The organism is Henriciella barbarensis, from assembly GCF_003576345.1.
In the GTDB taxonomy this organism is placed as follows: Bacteria; Pseudomonadota; Alphaproteobacteria; order Caulobacterales; family Hyphomonadaceae; genus Henriciella; species Henriciella barbarensis.
On record NZ_QWGB01000007.1, the window covers coordinates 86,124 to 106,356 of the forward strand.

General features: G+C 58.7%; 21 protein-coding genes. 8 read left to right on the forward strand and 13 right to left on the reverse strand.

The genetic code is table 11. The features are described 5' to 3' along the window. Positions 1 to 2 precede the first annotated feature (2 nt). The 3 genes from D1224_RS11300 to D1224_RS11310 form a co-directional block, all read right to left on the reverse strand. Positions 3 to 1,352, reverse strand: a complete 1,350-nt coding sequence (locus D1224_RS11300) for a TldD/PmbA family protein (RefSeq protein WP_119380063.1) — start codon at positions 1,350 to 1,352, stop codon at positions 3 to 5. An 83-nt stretch (positions 1,353 to 1,435) separates the two neighbouring features. Next, positions 1,436 to 2,899: a pyridoxal phosphate-dependent decarboxylase family protein gene (locus D1224_RS11305; protein ID WP_233350521.1), complete on the reverse strand. Its 1,464-nt coding sequence runs from the start codon at positions 2,897 to 2,899 to the stop codon at positions 1,436 to 1,438. A gap of 45 nt (positions 2,900 to 2,944) precedes the next feature. Further along, complete coding sequence (locus D1224_RS11310) at positions 2,945 to 4,312, reverse strand: MATE family efflux transporter (protein ID WP_119380064.1); 1,368 nt, start codon at positions 4,310 to 4,312, stop codon at positions 2,945 to 2,947. A gap of 138 nt (positions 4,313 to 4,450) precedes the next feature. Between D1224_RS11310 and trmFO the strand changes: the two genes are divergently transcribed. From trmFO to D1224_RS16640, 4 genes are read left to right on the forward strand one after another with little or no spacing between them, the layout of a single operon-like run. Continuing rightward, on the forward strand, positions 4,451 to 5,863 hold the full coding sequence (gene trmFO / locus D1224_RS11315; RefSeq protein WP_119380065.1) for a methylenetetrahydrofolate--tRNA-(uracil(54)-C(5))-methyltransferase (FADH(2)-oxidizing) TrmFO: 1,413 nt from the start codon (positions 4,451 to 4,453) through the stop codon (positions 5,861 to 5,863). Between the two features lie 6 nt (positions 5,864 to 5,869). After that, positions 5,870 to 6,844 carry an NAD-dependent epimerase/dehydratase family protein gene (locus D1224_RS11320; RefSeq protein ID WP_119380066.1) on the forward strand — a complete coding sequence of 325 codons (975 nt, stop codon included), beginning with the start codon at positions 5,870 to 5,872 and terminating at the stop codon, positions 6,842 to 6,844. Positions 6,845 to 6,872: 28 nt separating this feature from the next. After that, positions 6,873 to 7,265, forward strand: coding sequence for a class I SAM-dependent methyltransferase (locus tag D1224_RS16635; protein ID WP_233350522.1), 393 nt, complete (start codon positions 6,873 to 6,875; stop codon positions 7,263 to 7,265). 54 nt (positions 7,266 to 7,319) lie between these two features. Then, positions 7,320 to 7,622 carry a hypothetical protein gene (locus D1224_RS16640; RefSeq protein WP_233350523.1) on the forward strand — a complete coding sequence of 101 codons (303 nt, stop codon included), beginning with the start codon at positions 7,320 to 7,322 and terminating at the stop codon, positions 7,620 to 7,622. Here D1224_RS16640 and D1224_RS11330 read toward each other — a convergent pair. Next, a complete protein-coding gene (locus D1224_RS11330; protein WP_119380067.1) occupies positions 7,616 to 8,101 on the reverse strand; it encodes a hypothetical protein in 486 nt (161 codons plus the stop codon). The two genes, D1224_RS16640 and D1224_RS11330, sit on opposite strands and share 7 nt — an antisense overlap. Positions 8,102 to 8,297: 196 nt before the next feature. Here D1224_RS11330 and D1224_RS11335 point away from each other — a divergent pair, with 196 nt between their 5' ends. Then, positions 8,298 to 9,143 (forward strand): hypothetical protein, encoded by an 846-nt coding sequence (locus D1224_RS11335; protein ID WP_119380068.1) that lies wholly within the window; start codon positions 8,298 to 8,300, stop codon positions 9,141 to 9,143. Here D1224_RS11335 and D1224_RS11340 read toward each other — a convergent pair. The 3 genes from D1224_RS11340 to D1224_RS11350 form a co-directional block, all read right to left on the reverse strand. Beyond that, a complete protein-coding gene (locus D1224_RS11340; protein ID WP_119380069.1) occupies positions 9,140 to 9,748 on the reverse strand; it encodes a glutathione S-transferase family protein in 609 nt (202 codons plus the stop codon). The genes D1224_RS11335 and D1224_RS11340 overlap by 4 nt on opposite strands. Before the next feature lie 218 nt (positions 9,749 to 9,966). After that, positions 9,967 to 12,009 carry a TonB-dependent receptor gene (locus D1224_RS11345; protein ID WP_119380070.1) on the reverse strand — a complete coding sequence of 681 codons (2,043 nt, stop codon included), beginning with the start codon at positions 12,007 to 12,009 and terminating at the stop codon, positions 9,967 to 9,969. Positions 12,010 to 12,090: 81 nt separating this feature from the next. After that, a complete protein-coding gene (locus D1224_RS11350; protein WP_119380071.1) occupies positions 12,091 to 13,374 on the reverse strand; it encodes a NupC/NupG family nucleoside CNT transporter in 1,284 nt (427 codons plus the stop codon). Between the two features lie 151 nt (positions 13,375 to 13,525). On the opposite strand from D1224_RS11350, the gene D1224_RS11355 reads away from it, so the two are divergent. Next, a complete protein-coding gene (locus D1224_RS11355) occupies positions 13,526 to 13,795 on the forward strand; it encodes a hypothetical protein (protein WP_119380072.1) in 270 nt (89 codons plus the stop codon). A gap of 79 nt (positions 13,796 to 13,874) precedes the next feature. Here the strand turns inward: D1224_RS11355 and D1224_RS11360 are convergent, their stop codons facing one another. Further along, a complete protein-coding gene (locus D1224_RS11360; protein ID WP_119380073.1) occupies positions 13,875 to 14,243 on the reverse strand; it encodes a VOC family protein in 369 nt (122 codons plus the stop codon). A gap of 145 nt (positions 14,244 to 14,388) precedes the next feature. On the opposite strand from D1224_RS11360, the gene D1224_RS11365 reads away from it, so the two are divergent. Continuing rightward, positions 14,389 to 15,306, forward strand: a complete 918-nt coding sequence (locus tag D1224_RS11365) for an SDR family NAD(P)-dependent oxidoreductase (RefSeq protein WP_119380074.1) — start codon at positions 14,389 to 14,391, stop codon at positions 15,304 to 15,306. A 104-nt stretch (positions 15,307 to 15,410) separates the two neighbouring features. Then, positions 15,411 to 15,764 carry a Kazal-type serine protease inhibitor family protein gene (locus D1224_RS11370; protein WP_119380075.1) on the forward strand — a complete coding sequence of 118 codons (354 nt, stop codon included), beginning with the start codon at positions 15,411 to 15,413 and terminating at the stop codon, positions 15,762 to 15,764. 8 nt (positions 15,765 to 15,772) lie between these two features. Here the strand turns inward: D1224_RS11370 and D1224_RS11375 are convergent, their stop codons facing one another. From D1224_RS11375 to tatB, 5 genes are all read right to left on the reverse strand, one after another. Continuing rightward, positions 15,773 to 16,417: a protein-L-isoaspartate(D-aspartate) O-methyltransferase gene (locus D1224_RS11375; RefSeq protein WP_182482265.1), complete on the reverse strand. Its 645-nt coding sequence runs from the start codon at positions 16,415 to 16,417 to the stop codon at positions 15,773 to 15,775. After that, entirely contained in the window at positions 16,414 to 17,175 is a 762-nt protein-coding gene (gene surE, locus D1224_RS11380; protein ID WP_119380077.1) for a 5'/3'-nucleotidase SurE, read from the reverse strand. The genes D1224_RS11375 and surE overlap by 4 nt, the downstream gene beginning before the upstream one ends. A gap of 164 nt (positions 17,176 to 17,339) precedes the next feature. Continuing rightward, positions 17,340 to 18,806 carry a serine--tRNA ligase gene (serS, locus tag D1224_RS11385; protein WP_119380078.1) on the reverse strand — a complete coding sequence of 489 codons (1,467 nt, stop codon included), beginning with the start codon at positions 18,804 to 18,806 and terminating at the stop codon, positions 17,340 to 17,342. 92 nt (positions 18,807 to 18,898) lie between these two features. Further along, complete coding sequence (tatC, locus tag D1224_RS11390) at positions 18,899 to 19,741, reverse strand: twin-arginine translocase subunit TatC (RefSeq protein WP_119380079.1); 843 nt, start codon at positions 19,739 to 19,741, stop codon at positions 18,899 to 18,901. Then, the gene (gene tatB, locus D1224_RS11395; RefSeq protein WP_119380080.1) at positions 19,738 to 20,211 is read right to left on the reverse strand and encodes a Sec-independent protein translocase protein TatB; all 474 of its coding nucleotides are present in this window, start codon (positions 20,209 to 20,211) and stop codon (positions 19,738 to 19,740) included. The genes tatC and tatB overlap by 4 nt, the downstream gene beginning before the upstream one ends. Positions 20,212 to 20,233: the final 22 nt, after the last annotated feature.

Here is a 20,233-nt window from a genome sequence, read left to right on the forward strand (position 1 = left end):
TCTCAGTTGCCTGCAATCGACATACCCTCGACCAGTAGACTTGGCGCATTGATGCGGCCACGGAACTCAAGGTCTGATGCCGGAACCAGGCGCGCAAAAATGGCTGGCAGATCTCCGGCTATCGTTACTTCGGAAACCGGATGCTGGATCTCTCCACCTTCGAACCAGAAGCCAGCCACACCGACCGAATAGTCGCCGGTGTTTGGATTGATGGACGGCCCAAACATGTCAGTGACGAGCAACCCCTTACCCGCCTCTGCCATCAGTGTTTCCGGCGTTTTTGGCCCCGCCTCGATATGCGTGTTAGACGTGCCAACGCCCGGCGGGTTGCCAAAGCCGCCAGCTGCAAAGCCGTTTGGCGCAAGACCAAGCTGGCGCGCTGAGGATGTATTCAACAGCCAGCGCGTCAGGACACCATCCTCTACCAGTGCAGACTTTGCGACCGGCAGACCTTCGCCATCATGGTTGCGACAACCGAGCGCCAGCTCAAGAAAGGGATCGTCGATAATATTGAGGCCGTCGCCGAAGACCTTCTGATCCATGCGATCTTTCAGAAAGCTCACGCCGCGTGCGACGGACGGGCCTGAAATGGCTGAGAGGAATGCGCCGATGAGGCTGGAAGAAACGCGCTTGTCATAGATGACGGCGGCCTTCTGGGTCTTCACCTTGCGCGGGCCCAGCCGCGCAACAGCGCGCTCGCCAGCCGTCCGGCCGATTTCTGCTGGTGCCGGGCGGTGCGCTATCTTGCGCACGCTCCAGCTGTCGTAGTCACGCTCCATTGCGTCGTCGCGCATTGCTACGGCAGCCAGCCCGAGGCCTGTAGAGCCGCCCGCGAGGTAAGAAGAAAATCCGTTGCTCGCAGCAACCCAGCGCTCTGATCGGCTCCAGCCATTACCGCAACCTGCAACTGTCTTTACCCCGTTCACAGCAAGCGCAGCGGTCTCTGCCTCGATTGCATCCGCCTCAAGCCGGTCGAGCGGAATTTCGCCGTCGCCTTCAAGATCAAGCTCTGGAGGATTGGTCTCCAGAAGTTCCGCGTCAGGCAGGCCGGCATACTTGTCTTCCGGCACAGCCTTGGCCATGGCGACGCACCGCTCCGCCATGGTCTTCAGCGCGTCTTCTGACAGGTCCGAACCCGAAACATGGGCCTGCCGCTGACCGAACAAGGCTCGAAGAGACACGCCCTGCGACTCACTACGTTCAACATTTTCGAGCTTGCCATCGCGAACATCGACGCTGACGCCGTCGGAGATGGAAAGAGAGCAATCAGCCGCCGTCGCTCCGGCAGCTAGGCATTGGTCGATGAGTTTCGCGAGAATTTCCTGCGGGGGCGTTTTGAAACTGGATGTCATGCGGGTTGAGGTAACCCTCTCTTGCAAGAGCGGCAACGCCAAAGCTGACAGCTTTTACAGACAGCTCTGCGCGTATAGCCGGGTTATACGTGACGGATCCGTTCCAACGCCTGAGGGGCGATGTCTCTAATGGCATCAAGTAGCACGTGTAGATCAGCTTCGCGGGTACGGTGATTGGTGATGTTCGCGCGGATGGCGAGCTTACCTTTCACCTTCGTTGTCGACGGCGCCGCGACGCCTGTTTCCTGTAGCCGGACAACAATTTCTTCGTTCAGCGCGTCCAGCTCCGCTTCGGATAGCCCATCCACCACATAGCGGAAGCAACAGATCGACGTTTCTACAGGCGCCAGGCGCTCGAAAGAAGCCGCTTCGTCAACAAGTGCGGCTAGAGTTCGGACGAGGTAGCAGTTTTCGGATATCGCCGCGCCAAGTCGCTCAGGCCCGAACTCAGCAATATGCGCCCAGACCTTGAGCGCCCGGAAGCCTCTCGACAGTTCAGGTCCATACTCGACCGGCCAGGGGTTGCCAGCCGCCAGCCCTCTTTCAGTGGCCTTCAAGTACTCCGGGCGCGTTGAAAAGGCGCGGCGATGAAGCACTTCATCGCGCACCAGAACGAAACCTGAGTCGTAATTGACGTGCAGCCACTTGTGAAAGTCAAAGGCGATGGAATGCGCGCGCTCTATTCCACGCAGCCTCGGTGCCACGACCTCGCTCAAAATTCCCGACGCCGCAAACGCACCGTCAACGTGAAACCATATGCCTTCTTCGTCTGCGACATCCGCGACACCGTCCAACTCATCGATGGCCCCCGTATTGACCGTACCGGCTGTCCCGATGATGGCGAACGGAACAAGACCTGCTGCCCGATCCTGATCGATGGCTGCCCGCAAAGCTGATAGGTCCATACGGAACGCGTCGTTCACAGGGATTTTGCGGAGCGCCGATGTCCCCAGACCCAGAATGTCCAGGGCGCGGGCATTGCATGCATGCGCTTCGGCAGAGGTATAGGCGACGAGCTTCGAGCCATCGATGCCCGCCTCCCTCGAGGCAAAGTCAAGCGCGGCGTCTCGAGCCACTTTCATCGCAACTACCGTCGCCATGGACGTACCTGTGACGACCAGACCACTCGCCGATTCTGGAAAGCGAAACTGTTCGGCGACCCATCGGGTCAAGGCGTGCTCAACCCTGAGGCCAACATGATCCCGTCCGCCACAGTTTGCGTTGATCGACGCTTCGATAATCGCAGGCAGCAATCCGAACGGCGTTCCACTGCCATGAACCCACCCCAGAAAGCGCGGATGTGTGTTTCCGACCCCGTATGGTAGCAGCGATGCAAGTGCAGCGTCGACACTATCTGCCGCTAGAGGTGCATCGACGAGCGCCCTATCGAGCTGCGCGTCCACATTCTCCGGCACCGGTGACCAGACCCTGCCCGTGCCGGCCTGCTCAAGCCGGTCGAGCGCTCGGTCCAGCGTTTGTTGGGCACGCTGCCTGAACGCAGTCCAGTCATCCGGTTCCAGAGCGCTCTTTTCAGAAAAATCGGTCACAGCCTGGTCCCTTGGGTTTCAACAGCGGTCGCCACTCACTCGCGTCTAATCGCTTTCATAGCAATCAGGCGATGTGCCTCGGCGCGCATCAACTTCCTTTAATGCGTGGCGCCGGATGATCAGAAGACCAATCAAACCAGAGACGGCATTCGCTACGAAAGTCGCGATCGCGAGCCCGAGAAAGCCACCTGTCAGGACACCTATCCATGCTCCCGTTGCCAGAAGCCCGATTGCCCGACCTGCTCCAACAAAAAGCCCACTGACCGACCGCCCGAGACCATTGAGTGCGGCGGTCAGCGATATGATCACTCCATAACCGGCATAGGAAAGCGGTACGATAGCGAGATAGAGCGCGGCAACTTCGCGTGTGGCTTCAGAGTCCGTAAAAAATGAGACCAGCCAGCCGCCGGCGAAGTAGAAAAAGACGGCGAGTGCGAGCGCCCAGATAACTGACACCTGCGCGGAGAACCAGAGGCTTTCACGTGAACGATCGGTGTTTCCTGCGCCGCTATTTTGGCCGACAAATGGTGCAGCGGCGGCAGAAAGCGCCAGCAGCGGAACAACGGAGAAAGACTGGATTTTCGTGACCAGCCCGAACGCTGCGACCTCTGCTGAGCCAAGCGTCGACACTGCAGCCGTCGCGATGGAAATCGCTATCGGATTCACGGAGGTCGAGAGCGAGGCTGGCAGACCAATACGGGCGACCTGTTGCCAACGGCCGAGCCCACGCTTTAAGGCACTCACCGATGTGGCAAGCAGGTCCTTTCGCCAGAGCAGGTAGAACGCGCCGAACGTGGCAACAGCACGTGCCGTGATCGTCGCAACTGCGGCGCCCTGCATCCCGAATTCGGGTACCGGACCGAGCCCGAAGATAAAGATGGGATTGATCGCAATATTCAGGATCGCGATGGAGCTCATCAGAATAGCGGGGCTAACACCATCACCTGTCGCGCGGAGCAGGCCATTTGTCGCCACTGGAACGACGAGGAAGACGACACCAGCGAACCAGATCATCATGAACGCCCTGGCATCCTGGTGAATTTGCCCTTCTGCACCAAGTAGGCTGAGGATCGGCCCAATGAATGCGAACCCGAACAGCGAGAGCGCGACCGAAATGATAACCGCCATACCGATCGCGCCCGTCGTAAGTTCCGCCTGGTCCTCAATGGAAGCATCGGCGCCAATCATACGGGACAGAACGGAGGACGCCCCTGCGCTCAGACCAATCGCAAGACTGATCAGCGTCATGACGATAGGAAAGGTATAGGAAATAGCTGCAAGCTTCTCTTCACCAAGCTGCCCAACGAAATACGCATCTGACACGCCAATCGCTTTCACGGCCAGAACGCCCGAAATCATGGGGATCCAGACCTTCGAAAACGACGCGCGTACGGAGCCTTCAGTGAGCTGCAAGGGAGGCCTTTCGGAAACGTTGTCATCCCGCCACGACCGGCAGGCACCGCACCGTAGCTATGATGCCGCGACCTCACGTCCAGCCATGGTGCCCGCGTCAGCTTGACCTTCCGGCCCTGAACCCGCACATCGCAGGACATGAGCATCAAACCGATCCACATCATAGGCGGCGGAATGGCCGGGTCCGAAGCGGCCTGGCAGGCCGCAAATATGGGCGTGCCCGTCATCATTCATGAGATGCGAGGCGTGCGCGGCACCGAGGCGCACCAGACTGACAAGCTGGCCGAGCTCGTCTGCTCGAATTCGTTCCGGTCAGACGATCACACCTCGAATGCAGTCGGTGTCCTACACGAAGAAATGCGCCGGGCGAATGGCCTGATCATCACAAAGGGTGGCGAGCACTCCGTCCCGGCTGGCAGCGCGCTGGCCGTAGACCGCGAAGGCTTTTCCGAGGATGTCACCGCGACGCTCGAAGCCCACCCGAACATCACCATCGTGCGCGAAGCCATCGACGACATTCCGCCAGAAGATTGGGACAGTGTCATCATCGCGACGGGCCCGCTGACCTCAATCAAGCTCGCCGAAGCCATCCGTGCGCATACGGGCGAGGAAGACCTCGCCTTCTTCGATGCTATCGCGCCCATCGTCTATTTCGAGAGCATCGACATGGACAAGGCATGGCGCCAGAGCCGTTACGACAAGCCCGGCCCGCACGGCGAGAAAGCTGCCTATATCAACTGCGCCATGGATGAAGACCAATACAACGCCTTCATCGACGCACTGATGGCCGGTGAAAAGACCGAGTTCAAGGACTGGGAAAAAGACACGCCTTATTTCGAAGGCTGCCTGCCGATTGAAGTCATGGCCGAGCGCGGCCGCGAAACGCTGCGTTTCGGCCCGATGAAGCCGGTCGGTCTCACGAACCCACACGATCCGGACGTGAAATCATATGCCGTGGTCCAGCTGCGCCAGGACAATGCGCTCGGCACGCTCTGGAACATGGTTGGCTTCCAGACCAAGCTGAAATACGGCGCGCAAGCTGAGATATTCCGGATGATCCCGGGGCTGGAGAACGCGCAGTTCGCACGCCTCGGCGGCATTCACCGCAACACGTTCCTGAACTCGCCAAAGCTGCTCGACAGCCAGCTGCGCATGAAGTCGATGCCACGCCTTCGCTTCGCAGGTCAGGTGACAGGCGTTGAAGGCTATGTCGAAAGTGCCGCCATGGGCCTGCTGGCTGGTCGGTTCGCCGCAGCCGAACGCCTTGGGCTAGAGCTTGAGCCGCCGCCACCAACCACCGCGCTCGGCGCTCTGGTCGGCCACATCACGGGCGGCCATCTTGAAGGCAAACAAAGCTTTCAGCCGATGAATATCAACTTCGGCCTTTTCCCCGATCCAGACCCAGAGACCATCCCGAAAAAGGATGAGGAAGGCCGACGCCTGCGCGGCAAGGCCAAGGGCCGCGCCAAAAAGGGCGTTCAGGCCATCCGGGCGCTGCAGGATATCGACGCCTGGCTCGCGGCGCAGCGCGAGCGTGTCGCGGCCGAGTAGCTTTCCATGCGAGTCCTGCTGACCGGTTCTTCTGGCTGGCTGGGTCGACACCTCGCCCCTCTGCTGGAGGAAAGCGGCCACAAGGTCACCGGCCTCGACGTTGCGCCGGGAGCGCACACCAGCGAGATTGGCACAATCGCCGATCGGCCTTTCGTAAACCGCGTCATTGCTGACTATGGTATCGAGGCAATCATACATGCTGGCGGCCTGCACAAGCCGGACATTGCCCGCTTCCCGAGACAGGCCTTCATCAACATTAATGTGACGGGAACGATGAACTTGCTTGAGGCGGCTGTTGCAGCTGGCCATGAAAGGTTCGTCTTCACCTCGACCACCTCCCTGATGATTTCGCAAGCGATCCGCTCCGAATTGAGCGATCACGCAACATGGCTGGATGAAAGCCACGCTCCGCTTGCACCGCGTAACATCTATGGCGTCACCAAGCTCACCGCCGAACACCTCTGCCGCGAGGTCCATCAGCAGACCGGGCTCGCTTGTCTTGTCCTTCGCACGTCCCGTTTCTTCCCTGAAGACGACGACACGCTGACCGATCCGCCGCCCGAAAACCTCAAAGCAAACGAATTCCTGAACCGCCGACTAACGGTCGAAGACGCGGCCCGCGCTCATCTGGTCGCCCTCGATAAAGCCGCGGACATCGGCTTCGGCGTCTATGTCGTCTCTGCTCCGACACCCTTCTTGCAGCAGGACTGCGCGGCCCTCAAAGCCGCAGCGCCAGAAGTGATTGCCAATTACTTCCCTGACGCGTCTGACCTCTATGCCACGCGCGGCTGGAAGCTGCCTCTCTCAATTGGCCGGGTGTACGATGCGTCTGCTTTTCAGCGTGACCTTGGCTTCCGGTTCAAGACAGACTTTGCGACCATCCTCAAATCGCTTCGCTCGGGCAAGGACCTGCCCTTCGCACACGACGCATCCTACCCATCGCCGAGCGTTGAGGGCGCTGATCTGATCTGGCGAGACTGATCGGTAAAGCGATGCTATGAGCGCGGCCATGACCGCGCTCTATGACACAATCGGCCTCAACTACGCCCAGCTTCGCAAGCCCGACGCGCGGATTGCGCGTCAGATCCATGAGGCGCTTGGTGACGCCAGAACTATCCTGAATGTCGGCGCGGGAAGCGGTTCCTACGAGCCCGAAGGACGCGACCTGACAGCTATTGAGCCATCAGCGAAAATGATCGCGCAACGCCCAGACACCGGCGCATCTGCCATTCAAGGAAGCGCAGAGGCTCTACCCTTCGCGGATGAAAGCTTTGACGCTTCAATGGCAGTGCTGACGATCCACCACTGGAGCGACCAGGCAAAAGGCTGCGCCGAGATGCGAAGGGTAACGCGTGGGCCCGTCGTCTTCCTCACCTTCGATGCCAATCATGAGGACTTCTGACTATTCGATTATTTCCCGGCGCTGCTTACCCTAGATGAAGCCGCCATGCCGCCAATGCAACGGTATGCACATTGGCTAGGCGACGTCACGGTCGAACCCGTTCCGATCCCCTATGACTGCACCGACGGATTCCTCGCCGCTTACTGGAGACGTCCTGCCGCCTATCTCGACGCGCGTATCCGCCGCGCCATGTCATCCTTCTGGAAAATAGGCGACGTGTCGGAAGGGCTCGAACGGCTGGATCGCGACCTCAAGAATGGCTCCTGGGTGGCGCGCTATGGGCATCTGATAAAGCTGGACACGCTCGACTGTGGCTACCGGCTAGTACGAACGACTCATCCTGCAAAATGTCAGTGATACACCCCCAGAGGACCGCCCGACCCGGAGTGGCCTTGATGAAGCCTATCATTCCCGGTTGAGGTTAGAGCATCCCGATTATTCTTGCTGCCTATGATAAAGATCGCCTGTTCAAGCATCCCCGGCATCGGCTCAAGCACATCATTGATCTGATGCAAAAGTATACGGCTTTCGTCTGAAAGAACCCCCGCAGCCAGAGCGATCTCAGTGAGATTGGCGATGGCGCAATTGCTTTGTTCTCTGTTCATGGTGCCTTTCAGCAGTTGCAGGCAGTCTTCAGGGCTCTCCCGAAACTCCCATGCAGCGGAGGCCGCCTGCCAATCGGGACAACTGATTGCGCCATGAAGGGCGCGAACGATCTGGGTCGTGTCATCACCACTATCCTTGTTTTCCATCATCATGATGCAGGCCAGCATAAACGCTGCCTTGGCCGTTAGCGGTCTTTGCGTCGACGCCACTTTGATTGAGGATTTCATCATCGTGTCTCCAACTCGGTTCAGTTCAGGTCATGGCGAATGCGTTCGCTACGGACGCTAACCGACAGCATCCTGCCGCACACACCAACTGCCAGAACCGAAGTTCAGCCGAAGTTCGGACACACATACTACTGTTTTTATTGGAATTAATTTCTTGCAGGGTTTCAACCATACATGAACATGCTATGCGTGATCCAACATGGCAGAATACATATTTCATGAGCCCCCGAACGATCACGACTTCCGCGAGCTCCTCCAGTTTATTTGCGATCATGGGATCGGGCGGCCGGTCGGCCCTAGCGGTCACTTCGAACCATGGAGCGACGAGGCCATGGAGGCTGCCTTCGCTGAAACGGCGACGTCCGTGGACAAAAGGTCAATCCAGAGCTGGCGAAGTGGGGCGTCGGTACCACGTCTGGACAAGGTTCGCTCCCTTGCCGGCCTGATCACCCGGTCGGCGGACCAGCGCACCCTCTGGCTCAAGGCTCTGATCGACGCACGCCGCAAATCGCTCGATGCGCGAAAAAGGCAAGCAACGGCAGAAAAGCCCTCGTCACCTCCCACTCACGCACCTGACGACCCTCCTCTAAGGCCACGCAACAGCAAATGGGTCACCACAGCTGCCGCAATTGCGCTTGCCGGGCTGACGCTCATCGGCGCCATGTTCGTTTTCAGTGACCGGGATGCTGAGGCCAGCATTGCGAACATTCAGTTCTGCACGAAAGAAAACTTCTCCACGGAGAGCTTTACCTGTCTGGAAACGTCGCAGTCATTCGACGAAAACATCACGACGCTCATGGTGACGTTTGATCTGGTCAACGTCCCGGACGGCATGTCGTTTGAGCGCATCTGGTACCGCGAAGGCCTCGAATTTCTCCGCAAGTCCAGCTTCAACGATGAAGCCTGGCCAGGATACACATTTCTCAACTTCGATCGGTTTCCGGAGGGCAATTACACCCTCCGGATCATCGTCGATGGAAAACCGTTCACATCGACTTTCAAGGTTGGCGACGAGACAGGTTATCTTGCCTACGAGCGGGACTAACCGATCTGCGCTTTCGTCCGCTCGCGCCAATTGCCGATATTCTCGAACTCTTCGTGCGGCTTCCATTTCATGACACCGGCGAAGCCAGTGAAGCAGTAGAGCGTGATATCGGCGATTGAGAAACGGTCGGCGGCGAGAAAGTCGTTATTCGCAAGGTGGGCGTTAATACGCTTTGCCATCGCGCGCGCACCCTTCTCCGCCTTTGCGCCGACTTCTGGTAATTGTGGGACTTCGAGCGGTGCCATGGCCGGATGGCTATTGCGGAACCAGGTCGCGAACTGGATGAAGAGCATCAGCTCAACGCGGCGGTCCCACATCTCGATCAGCGCCTTCTCCTTTGGGTCGGCGCCCATCAGGTTCGGCTCAGGGAAAATGCCTTCGAAGTATGTGCAAATCGCGCGGCTTTCGGTCAGCGTCGTACCATCATCCAGAACAAGCGACGGCACTTGAGAAAAGGGCGACACCTTCCGGTAATCGTCAGTCTTGTGCTCCTGCTTCATGATCGAGATCTCTTCGATCTCCACCTCACTGAGCTTGCCCTTGGCTTTCAGGAAATTGGTGACCCGTTCGGGGTTCGGCGCTTGCGGGCTATGATAAAGCTTCATCGGTTTCCTCCTCGGTTTACCGAGACATGTAGCGCGCCATAGGCGGCATGCGAAGCCTTCCGTGGCGAACATATCTAACGATTTAGGAGCAACAAATCGGCACACACACGCCGCCTCCCCAGTAAAAGCTGGGGTCCATGGCGGCTGGGCACATACGTGGACCCCCAGCCGCCATAGGTCTCAGCTTTCGCTGGGAGGTCGGAAAAAGGACTAGTCGGCTAATTAAACCGCTTCCTCACGCCAAACGTCGCGTTCAGCGGCTCCCCCGGGAAATAACGATTGTTGCCGAAGGCAAGGTCGGCCCGATCAGCATAATTTACGTCGAACAGGTTCCGCACGATCACAAACCCTTCGAGGGTCTCGGTAAACGCATAGGACGCGCGCGCATGCGTCGACGTATGCCCCGGATAGGTCTGCGTATTGCCCGGGTCGACATAGTACTCCCCGATATACTCGGCCGAGAGGCTAGCCTCGAACCGCTCGGTCGGGTGCCATGTCACGCGTATATCGCCGAGCCAGTTTGGCGCTGTATCGACTTCATTGCCATCGCGAATGACCTCGGAGCCGGAAGAGACGATTCGGTTAAAGGTGTAGGTGTGCTCAGAGTAACTCGCCGTGCCCGAAATGGTGAACGCCTCGTTCACCATCCAGTTTGCCTGAGCCTCTATGCCGGTATGACGTGTGGACCCGTCGGTCACGTTCAGCCCATCGGAATCGCGAAAGAAGAAGTTCTCTTTCTCCGCATAGTACGCTGCGACGTCAAAAATCACGGCGTCATTGAGCGCAGATCCGCGAACGCCAACTTCAAAACTGTCCATGGTTTCGACACCGGCCTCAGCAATGCCTTGTTGGCTCTGTAGACGATAGAGGTCAGATGCTTGCGGCGCGCGCTCACCGCGAGAATAGTTCGCGTAATAGCTGACCGCACCGTTAACCGGTGACCAGATCGCGCCAAGTTTTGGCGTCAGCAGGTCAAAACTGTCCTCACGGTTCGCTGGCACGAGAAACCGGCCGTTCGGCCCAGGCGGCACATCGGTCTCGTAGTCATAGTCGTGGGTTTCCCCACGCAGCCCCGCCAGAATGGTGAGTTCGTCCGAAACGGTCCATTCGGCCTCGGTCCAGAATGCGAACACGGTCGTGTCCACGGTGTAGTCATAGTGTACGCCGACCGGGAACCGGCTATCGCTAGGGAAAAAGCCGAAAGGCTCCAGCTGGGTTTCTTTCAGCCAGCCCGAAGCAATGTCGGCGTCAGCGCCAATACGCAGCGTCACTGCATCACTGGCTGCGAACTCATACTTCGACTGAACGCCGAACGCATCGTGCCCATTCTCTTCCACGCCGCCATTCGGCAGGAAGTGCTGCGCAAACTCCATCTCCTGCCAGCGATAAAATGGCGTCAGCGTCAGCTCACCCGGACCAACGTCACGAGACAGGCGAACAGCGCCCATGGCCCATTGCGCGTCGCGATAGGCTTCCGGATTCGGGTTCTGCGTTGCAAGGTCATCATCGCGATACGCCTTGTACCCCTGAATGAAGCCGCCTGTTTCCTGATTAAGGTTGGATGCGCTGACGAAGGCGAGACCGTCCCACCCAGCCACGTCGAAAGCATACTGCGCAGACAGCTTTTGCTGCTCGACGCCCGTGAAGTCACGCCAGCCCGCATCATCATGAAGCGACAGCGACACCCGCGCCGTGTCGTCGAGATTGCCAGTAATGTCTGCCTTGTAGCGGTTAAGCGTCGATCCGGAGAAACGCGCATCGGCATACGTGCCGGGTTGTGGCGCGCCCAGGATCACATTGATCAGACCATGCACTGCGTTGGATCCGTATTTCGCTGAGCCCGGCCCCCGCACGATCTCGATTGTGTCTGCCGTTTCATGGTGGATTTCGAACAGCGAATTGACGTTGCCAAATGCGGGTGAGCGGGTCGGGACGCCATTTTGCAGGATGAGGAAGCTCCCCTGCCCCGCGCCGCCTGTCAGCACAGGAGACCGAAGTGCGATCAGGTGCTCCTGACCGGAATTCATCTGGACGTTCACGCCCGGCAACTCATTCAGGATCTGCGCCGGGTGGTCGGCATTCACCGTGACGATGACGTCCTCATCGACCGTTGCGACACTACCTGGCTGTTCATCGGTCCGGTCTCCAAAGACAAGAACGGGCGAAAGCCGCGCACCGTCATCGCCTGATTGCGCGTGCGCCCCCGCAAAAGACGCGAGAGCAAGGCTGGCTGTTGTCGCAAGCAGAAGACGTGACGGCATGAAAGAACCCGAGAATTCAGAAAGGATACGAATTCCAGAGTGTAGGTCGCTGCCCCATGGCTGACGACCCCAATCGCTGCGTCAGCCTGCTGCACCAATGAATAGTTGTACCGGTAGCGCGCCAACGACAGCGCCGGAAAGGCATGTCGCCAGCGTACCCGCAATCAACGTCTTCCAGGAGAGTTCGAGGAAGGTGGAGCGGCGTTCCGGGCAGATGATGTTGAGGCCGCCAATCAGGATGCCAATAGAGCCGAAGTTCGCAAAGCCGCAGATCGCGTGCGCTGTGATAATGCGCGTGCGCGGGTCCATCGCATCGGCGGGCACATTGCCTAGCTCGATAAAAGCCACAAACTCGGTAAGCACCGTCTTGATACCCATGAGCGAGCCGGACAGGGGCGCTTCGCTCCACGGAACACCAATCATGTACATCAGCGGCGAAAAGACCCAGCCGAGCACGCGCTGAATTGAAAGCGGCTCCCCGCCGACGGCTGGAAGCGCGCCGAGACCGGCATTTACCAGCCAGAGCAGCGCAAGCGCCGCGATCAGCATGGTAGCGATGTTAAGAACGATCTGGAGACCATCGGCAGCGCCTGTTGCGAACGCGTCCATGGTTGAATTGTATTTGAAATCCGGCTCGTGCGCGCGGGCGGAGGAATCAACTGTCTCGGGAACCATGACAAGTGCCATGGCAACGGCCGCAGGCGCTGCAATGATTGACGCGGTCAGAAGCTGCGCCAGAGGGTTCGCCATCACGCCGTCGAGGAAAGTCGTGTAGATGACCAGCACTGAGCCGGCGATTGTCGCGAAACCAGCCGTCATCAGGATGAAGATTTCGGACCGGGTCATGCCCTTGATGTACGGCTTCACGAGAACTGGCGCCTCGGTCATACCCATGAAGACGTTTGCTGACACGGCGAGCGAGGTTGCACCGCCAAGGCCCATCAATTTGCGGAAGATGAAGGCAAAGCCCTTCGTGACCCAGCGCAGGATATGCCAGTGCCAGAGAATGGCCGACAGTGCCGCTACAACGATAACAACGGGCAGGATCTGGAAGAAGAAAAGCGGCGGGGCATCGCCGGTCATGATCTCGCTGGCCGCCTGGTTGTCGCCGACATAACCAAAGACGAAACTTGTACCGTTACGCGTGGCTTCCTGAAGCGCTTCGACGATGAAGTTGGCCTTAAAGAGCAGATTTCGCACGAACGGGATACCGAACAGCACAAGCGCAAATGCGAACTGCATGACGACGGCGCCAAGCACCAGTCTTACCGGAAACTGACTGCGCTTTTCAGACAGGCCCCAGCCAATTGCGAAGATAAGCGCGATGCCCAGAAGTGCGCGCGCATTGTCCCAGCCCCATTCCATCCGGCTAACTCCCTGATGCCCTTTAGACTCACAAGCCTTATCGCGCGTGCCCCATATCCACCAGTCCCGGGACTCAGAACCTTTATCGGAACGGTGAGTCTGCCAGCACGTTGCTTAAGAGGTAGAACGCCAAGCAATTGAAGGAGCGATCATGAAACGCAAGACTTTCACCCCGCTACGCGACCAGAAGGTCAATATGGAGCCTCGTCCGGTCACGACTGATCAGATCGACGGCGTAATGAATTCCTCGGCTGCGCTCGACGAGAAGATGGAAAAACTCAATGAGCTGCGCCAGGCCCATAGCGATTGGGCAAATCGCCAACCAGAGACAGATGGCAAACCACTGCTTCGCTATATTGATGATGCCGTGAAACGCCTTCTTCACGACGACAAGCTGGAGCAGAAAGTCGAGGTCGCGTAATCGACCCAGAAAACTGGATGAAGAAGCCGCGGGCGCCTGTATGGTCCCGCGGCTTTTGTTTGTGACTTAAGTCCAGCACCTAGCCGAGTTTGCAGACGCAGATTTTGTGGCCGTCAGGATCGCGGAAATAGGCGCCATAAAAGGTCGGCATACGATTGCCGGGTTCGCCATCCGGAGTCGCGCCAAGTTCGATCGCCTTCGCATAAGCCTTGTCGACCGTCTCATTGTCAGCGCATGCAATCGCCGGCATGACGCCATTGCCACACGTTGCTTCCTGCTCGTCGTAAGGGCCGCCGATCGCGAGCATGGGCTGGCCAGGGCCAGTGCCGTAAAAATACAAGCGACCATTGTCGAAAAAGCGCTTCGCGCCAACCGTTGGCATGAAGCCATCATAAAATTCCAGGGCTTTCTCGATATTGTTCGAGCCGAGTGTCACATAAGCGAGCATGTCAGTCCTCCTTGCTGATTTGACGCCACTTGCAGCATGTAAGCCCAGCGCCAGCAAGCACTTCCCCAGCGCGAATGCTTGACGTTTACGTGAGCGGGTGCTGCAAGGCTGACCGTCAAGTTTTACCTCAGTCAGGAGATACCCCATGGCAGACATTCGTTTTGACGGCAAAGTTGCTATCGTCACCGGTGCAGGCGGCGGTCTCGGCCGTTGTCACGCACTCGAACTCGCCCGCCGCGGCGCAAAAGTCGTCGTGAACGATCTCGGTGCGTCGATGGACGGATCGGGCGGCAGCTCGGCAGCAGCCGATGAAGTCGTCAAGGAAATTGAAGCGCTTGGCGGCGAAGCCATCGCGAACGGCTCTTCCGTGACCGACGACGCCGGCGTGAAGAAGATGATCGACGACGCCATGAACAAGTGGGGCCGTATCGACATCCTGATCGCCAATGCAGGTATCCTTCGCGACAAGTCCTTTTCCAAGATGACGATGGAAGACATCCAGCTCGTCGTCGATGTCCACCTCATGGGCTCCTTCAAGCCGATCAAGGCGGCTTGGGACATCATGAAAGAGCAGAACTTCGGACGCATCGTCGTGACGACTTCTTCGACCGGCCTCTACGGCAATTTCGGTCAGGCCAATTACGGCGCCGCAAAGCTCGGTCTCGTCGGCATGATGAACACGCTGAAGATCGAAGGCGCGAAGAACAACATCAAGATCAACGCTGTCTGCCCGGTCGCCGCGACCCGCATGACCGAAGGCCTGATGCCTGAGGAAGTCCTGAAGCAGCTGAAGCCTGAATATGTCACGCCGGGCGTGATGAACCTTGTAAAGGACGAAGCTCCGACCGGCATGGTTCTTTCCGCTGGCGCAGGCGCTTTCTCCATGGCCGAGATTGTCGAAACCAATGGTGCATTCGTTGGTCAGGGCGATGCCCTCACCGCCGAAGCCGTTGCCGACAAGTGGGACCAGATCACCGACAAGTCGACCCAGACGCACTTCAACGCTGGCGGCGAGCACGGCCAGAACATCTTCCGCCTCCTCGCTGAGGGCGCAAAAGGCTAGTTCAGCCCGACAGTCGAAATTATTCGGGGCCACGCCCGCAGCTTGCAATCAGGCTGCAGGCGTGGCCCAATCATTTCCAGCCACACCGTTTCGGAGGAAATGACATGCGCCTTGCCCTGCTTACCGCCAGCCTGTTCCTGCTTGCTGCCTGCCAGCCAGAGCCAATCCCTGTTGATGGTGACCCCGCGTCGCGCCCAGCCGACACGCCCCGGGCAGAAGGTGAAATGTGCGGCGGTATCGCAGCGATCCAATGTGGTGAGGGGCTCTACTGCGCCGACAGACCCGGCCAATGCGTCAACACGGCTGACGGCTCCGGCATCTGCGCCCCGCGCCCGGAAGTCTGCACGCAGCAATACGACCCGGTCTGCGGCTGCGATGGCAAGACATATGGCAATGCCTGCACGGCAGCATCGGCCGGCGTCAGCATCGCATCACAGGGTGAGTGTCCCGCAGACTGAGATTGGCGCTACAGCGCCTCAGCAAGCCCCTCGACAAGCGGCAGGAACGGCTCCGCAAGCGGCGAATGGGTACGCGCGCCTTCCTTGGTGACTGCTCGAAGGGTCTGGCGTCCATCCGCCCCGGCCACTGGCGCAACGACTTTGCCGCCTGCTGTAAGCTGCGTAACGACATCGTCGGGTATCTTGGTGACCGCACCGGTCGCGAGAATACGATCGTAGGGCGCATGCTCACGCCAGCCTGCTAATCCGTCAGCCTGACGCAGACTGACATTCCGGATGCCCAGCGCATCTAGATTGCTGCGCGCGGCTTCAACCAGCGTTCTGTACCGATCAACCGCCCAGACCTTACCGGCGAGTTTCGCCAACAGCGCGGCCGTATAGCCGCTGCCGACGCCGACAAGCAAAACGTTCTCCTTGCCGCCGGGAGTGACCTCCAGAGCTGTAAGAAGCTGCGCAATGGTCAGCGGCTTGGGCAGGACCTGACCGCAGCCAAGCGGCAGGACAGCGTCCTCAGCCGCAAGCTTATGCAGCGATTTGTCGACAAAGTCTCGCCGGTCGACGGTCTCCATCGCGGACAGGACAGCATCATCCCGTATGCCCTGTTGGCGAAGCTGCAGGATGAAGCGGGCGGCGCGGAACGGATCGGCGCTCACTGCTTCCACTCAGACTTGAGCGTCTCTAGATAACGGTTGTGTGTGAGGTCCACATGAAGCGGCGTCACAGAGATACGGCCCTCATAGATAGCCCTCAGATCAGTGCCTTCCGGCGGACGCGACAGCCTGCCCTTGAAGCCGATCCAGAAATAGCCATTGCCGCGAAGGTCCTCGCGCCGTTCCGTGTGGATGATCTGCTCGTCGCGAAAGCCCTGACGGGTGACCTCAACGCCAGCGACATCGTCAGGCTCACGGTCCGGGAAGTTGATGTTCATCACGACATCATTTGGCCAGCCCTTTTCTATCAACGGCTTGATGACCTTGGCGCCCCAGCTCTTCGAAGTTTCCCATGGCAGCGACCCGCGCTCACGAAAACTCTGCGCCTGGCTGAGCGCGATGGACGGCACACCAAGATGCATGCCGAACATGGCGCCCGCGATCGTCCCTGAGAGGCTCGTGTCCTCAGCGATATTCTGGCCGCGATTGACGCCGGACAGAATGAGGTCAGGCTTTTCCGGCATCAGATTATGGACTGCCAGAAGCACACAGTCGGTTGGCGTGCCCATCACAGCCCAACAATTCTCACGCACTTCGCGCGTACGTACAGGCTGGGTCAGCGTGATAGAGCGCGACTGGCCAGACTGTTCGACCTCAGGCGCGGCTATCCAGATATCGTCAGAGAGCTCTCTCGCAATCGACTCCAGCACCGATAACCCCGGCGCGTGGATCCCGTCATCATTGGTGAGGAGAATTCTCATTCGTCGTTCCTGCTCGCTTCACATCCTTAGACAAGCTCAGGATGAGGTTCATTCCGCTTAGTTCTAATTCCGCCTTCCCAGCGTAAGCTGGGATCCATGGCGGTTGAGATCTCAGCTTCCAGCCGCCATGGGCCCCACCTTTCGGTGGGGAGACGGGAAGTGACTTACCCAATCACCTCTAACCCACCCATATAGGGCCGCAGCACAGCCGGCACGCCAATCGTACCATCCTCGCGCTGATAGTTCTCCAGCACGGCGACGAGCGTACGGCCAACGGCAAGGCCAGAGCCATTCAGCGTGTGCACGAATTCAGGCTTCGGCTTCGGATTGTCCGCGCTCGGCGCCGGACGCCAGCGCGCATTCATCCGCCGACCCTGAAAGTCACCGCAGTAGGAGCATGAGCTGATCTCACGATAGGTCTCCTGGCTCGGTAGCCACACTTCCAGATCGTAGGTCTTACGTGCGCCGAAGCCCATATCGCCCGTACAAAGCAGCATCCGCCGATAGGGCAGCTCAAGGCGCTCAAGGATGGTTTCTGCGCATCGCGTCATCCGCTCCAGCTCTTCAAGGCCTTCGGCTTCGTCCTTCACGATAGAGACAAGCTCAACCTTGTTGAACTGGTGCAGGCGGATCATGCCCTTGGTGTCACGCCCTGCACTGCCAGCTTCCGAACGGAAGCATGGGGTGTGGGCGGTATAGCGACGCGGCATGTAGTCGGCGTCAACGATAGTTTCGCGCACAAGGTTGGTGAGTGGAACTTCTGCTGTTGGGATAAGATAGTGTGGATCATCGTATTCACCGTTATTAGCCTTCTCGAACCAGTCGCGTTGACGGTTGAGAGTGCGTTCACGGATCTGCTCGCTTGAAAGGTTTTGGTATCCAATTTCGCGAAACTCATCCAATTGCGCCTCTTGCGCTTGTCTCATGTCTTTCTGAAAGCCTTCCAAATCGAACCGTGCGGCTTTAAAAAGATCGATCTCAAATTTTGGAAGTTGGCCTGTGCCCTGAAGCGCGTCGGAGCGAACCAAGAATGGCGGGCTTGTCTCCGTATAGCCATGCTCACCGGTCTGGACGTCCAGCATATAGCTGGCGAGCGCCCGCTCAAGCCGCGCCAATCCGGCTGACAATACCACAAAGCGCGCGCCGGACATCTTTGCGGCCGTCTCGAAGTCCATCATTCCGAGGGCTTCACCAAGATCCGCATGGTCCTTTGGCGCAAATCCGAGCGCAGTCGGCGCGCCGACCTTTTTCTGCTCGGTATTATCTGCCTCGTCGGCGCCTTGCGGCACTTCGTCCAGCGGCAGGTTCGGCAGGCCAAGGATCAGCTCATCCAGTTCCTTGCGGGCGGCTTCTTCCTGCTCACCGGCAACTTCGATGGTTTTCTTGGCTTCGGCAACTTCATCGCGCAGGCGTTCGAACTCCGCCTCGTCGCCGCTCGCCTTTGCTTTGCCGATCAGCTTGGAATTGGCATTGCGTGCGCTTTCGGCTTCCTGCTTGTCCGTTAGTGCCTGACGCAGGGCAGCGTCATGGGCGAGGATGTCATCGACCTTATCGCCAAGGCCGGACGCCCGCCGGTTCCAGGCCTTGCGAAAGTGGTCGGGGTTCTCACGAATGGCGCGAATATCGAACATGGGATTGGCCTTCAGGCAGCTCTTTGTCTCTTGCCGAAGCGTCTAGTCTAATTGGCGCGTCAGCGGAACCGTCTGAACTGAACCAGCAGACGTCAATTATCGCCAGTGTCTATCGCTTCGTCCTCAGCTGCCTTCTTCTCCATCATGGAGACGCAGATGATTGAGATCTCATAGAGCAAGAAGACAGGCACAGCGAGCATGACCTGAGAGATGAGGTCAGGCGGCGTGAAGAAGGCGGCGGCGACCAGAATGCCGACAACCGCGTATTTGCGGCCAGAGCGCAGCGTATCGCTACCAATGATGCCCGCGCGTCCAAGAAGACTGAGCACGACCGGTAGCTGGAAGCTGAGACCGAAAGCCAGCATCAGCGCCATGACGAGTGAGAGGTATTCCGACACCTTGATCTGCGGCGTGATGGCGGCACGCCCCTCGGCGGCCTGCTGTTCGAATGAGAGCGCAAAGTTCGAGATGAGTGGCAGCATGACCCAATAGACGAACAAAGCACCGAGCAGGAACAGGACAGGCGCGGCGATCAGGAATGGAAGGACGGCGCCCTTCTCACGCTTGTAGAGGCCAGGTGCCACAAAGGAATAGATCTGCCAGCCCATAACTGGAAAAGCGACAAAGACACCGGCGAAGAGCGCCAGCTTCAACTCAACAAAGAACACTTCCAGAGGCGCTGTATAGATCAGCTCAAAGCGCGTCTCGCCGCGCTCAAGCTCTGCGACCTTAACCAGCGGGTCGAGCAGAATGTTATAAAGCGGCCTCGCGAAGAAGAAGCAGAGAAGCGCGGCCCCGGCCAGCGCCGCGATCGACCAGATCAACCGAGTGCGAAGCTCTATAAGATGGTCGAGAAGCGGCGCGCGGGAGGATTCCATCTCGCCGTCCTCATCGGTAAAGTTCGGCTGCTCGTCGGCGCGCATGCCCTTGCTCATGAGGACGCTGCCTTCTTGTCATCGTCCGGCGTCGCCGGAGTGTCCGGCTCGATATCGGCCTCGGCGCTGTTTCCAGCGGGTTTCTCACCTGCAGCGCTTTCATCCGTTTTGGTCGACGCATCCTTGTTATCTGAGATGACGCCCGGTCCGCCTTCCTTGCCAGCTTCAGGCCAGGGGTTTTCCATCATCACCCGGCGATTGATGTCGCTTTCGGCCTTCTTCATGTCGTTGACCGCGTCGGTCAGCGCATTGTCACGGCGCAGATCCTCGATCTCCTTGCGCAGCTCATCGAGCTCGGCCTGGCGAGCAATATCGTCAAAGGCGGACTGAAACTCGCGCGCCATGGCGCGGCCCTTGGCGACAAACTGGCCAAGCTTGCGCATCATCAGCGGCAGGTCCTTCGGACCGACGATGATCAATGCAACAATCGCCACGAGCATGAACTCGGTGAGACCAAATTGTGGAAGCATGCTTAGCCGGCCTCACTTGCCT

Bases quoted from the DNA above. Each gene is read 5' to 3' on its own strand.
- serS (WP_119380078.1), bottom strand. From the start codon at position 18,806: ATGTTCGATATTCGCGCCATTCGTGAGAACCCCGACCACTTTCGCAAG.
- D1224_RS11370 (WP_119380075.1), top strand. From the start codon at position 15,411: ATGCGCCTTGCCCTGCTTACCGCCAGCCTGTTCCTGCTTGCTGCCTGC.
- D1224_RS11345 (WP_119380070.1), bottom strand. From the start codon at position 12,009: ATGCCGTCACGTCTTCTGCTTGCGACAACAGCCAGCCTTGCTCTCGCG.
- D1224_RS11320 (WP_119380066.1), top strand. From the start codon at position 5,870: ATGCGAGTCCTGCTGACCGGTTCTTCTGGCTGGCTGGGTCGACACCTC.
- D1224_RS11340 (WP_119380069.1), bottom strand. From the start codon at position 9,748: ATGAAGCTTTATCATAGCCCGCAAGCGCCGAACCCCGAACGGGTCACC.
- D1224_RS11300 (WP_119380063.1), bottom strand. From the start codon at position 1,352: ATGACATCCAGTTTCAAAACGCCCCCGCAGGAAATTCTCGCGAAACTC.
- D1224_RS11330 (WP_119380067.1), bottom strand. From the start codon at position 8,101: ATGATGAAATCCTCAATCAAAGTGGCGTCGACGCAAAGACCGCTAACG.
- surE (WP_119380077.1), bottom strand. From the start codon at position 17,175: ATGAGAATTCTCCTCACCAATGATGACGGGATCCACGCGCCGGGGTTA.
- tatC (WP_119380079.1), bottom strand. From the start codon at position 19,741: ATGAGCAAGGGCATGCGCGCCGACGAGCAGCCGAACTTTACCGATGAG.
- D1224_RS11335 (WP_119380068.1), top strand. From the start codon at position 8,298: ATGGCAGAATACATATTTCATGAGCCCCCGAACGATCACGACTTCCGC.
- D1224_RS11350 (WP_119380071.1), bottom strand. From the start codon at position 13,374: ATGGAATGGGGCTGGGACAATGCGCGCGCACTTCTGGGCATCGCGCTT.
- trmFO (WP_119380065.1), top strand. From the start codon at position 4,451: ATGAGCATCAAACCGATCCACATCATAGGCGGCGGAATGGCCGGGTCC.
- D1224_RS11365 (WP_119380074.1), top strand. From the start codon at position 14,389: ATGGCAGACATTCGTTTTGACGGCAAAGTTGCTATCGTCACCGGTGCA.
- tatB (WP_119380080.1), bottom strand. From the start codon at position 20,211: ATGCTTCCACAATTTGGTCTCACCGAGTTCATGCTCGTGGCGATTGTT.
- D1224_RS11355 (WP_119380072.1), top strand. From the start codon at position 13,526: ATGAAACGCAAGACTTTCACCCCGCTACGCGACCAGAAGGTCAATATG.
- D1224_RS11360 (WP_119380073.1), bottom strand. From the start codon at position 14,243: ATGCTCGCTTATGTGACACTCGGCTCGAACAATATCGAGAAAGCCCTG.
- D1224_RS16635 (WP_233350522.1), top strand. From the start codon at position 6,873: ATGACCGCGCTCTATGACACAATCGGCCTCAACTACGCCCAGCTTCGC.
- D1224_RS16640 (WP_233350523.1), top strand. From the start codon at position 7,320: ATGCAACGGTATGCACATTGGCTAGGCGACGTCACGGTCGAACCCGTT.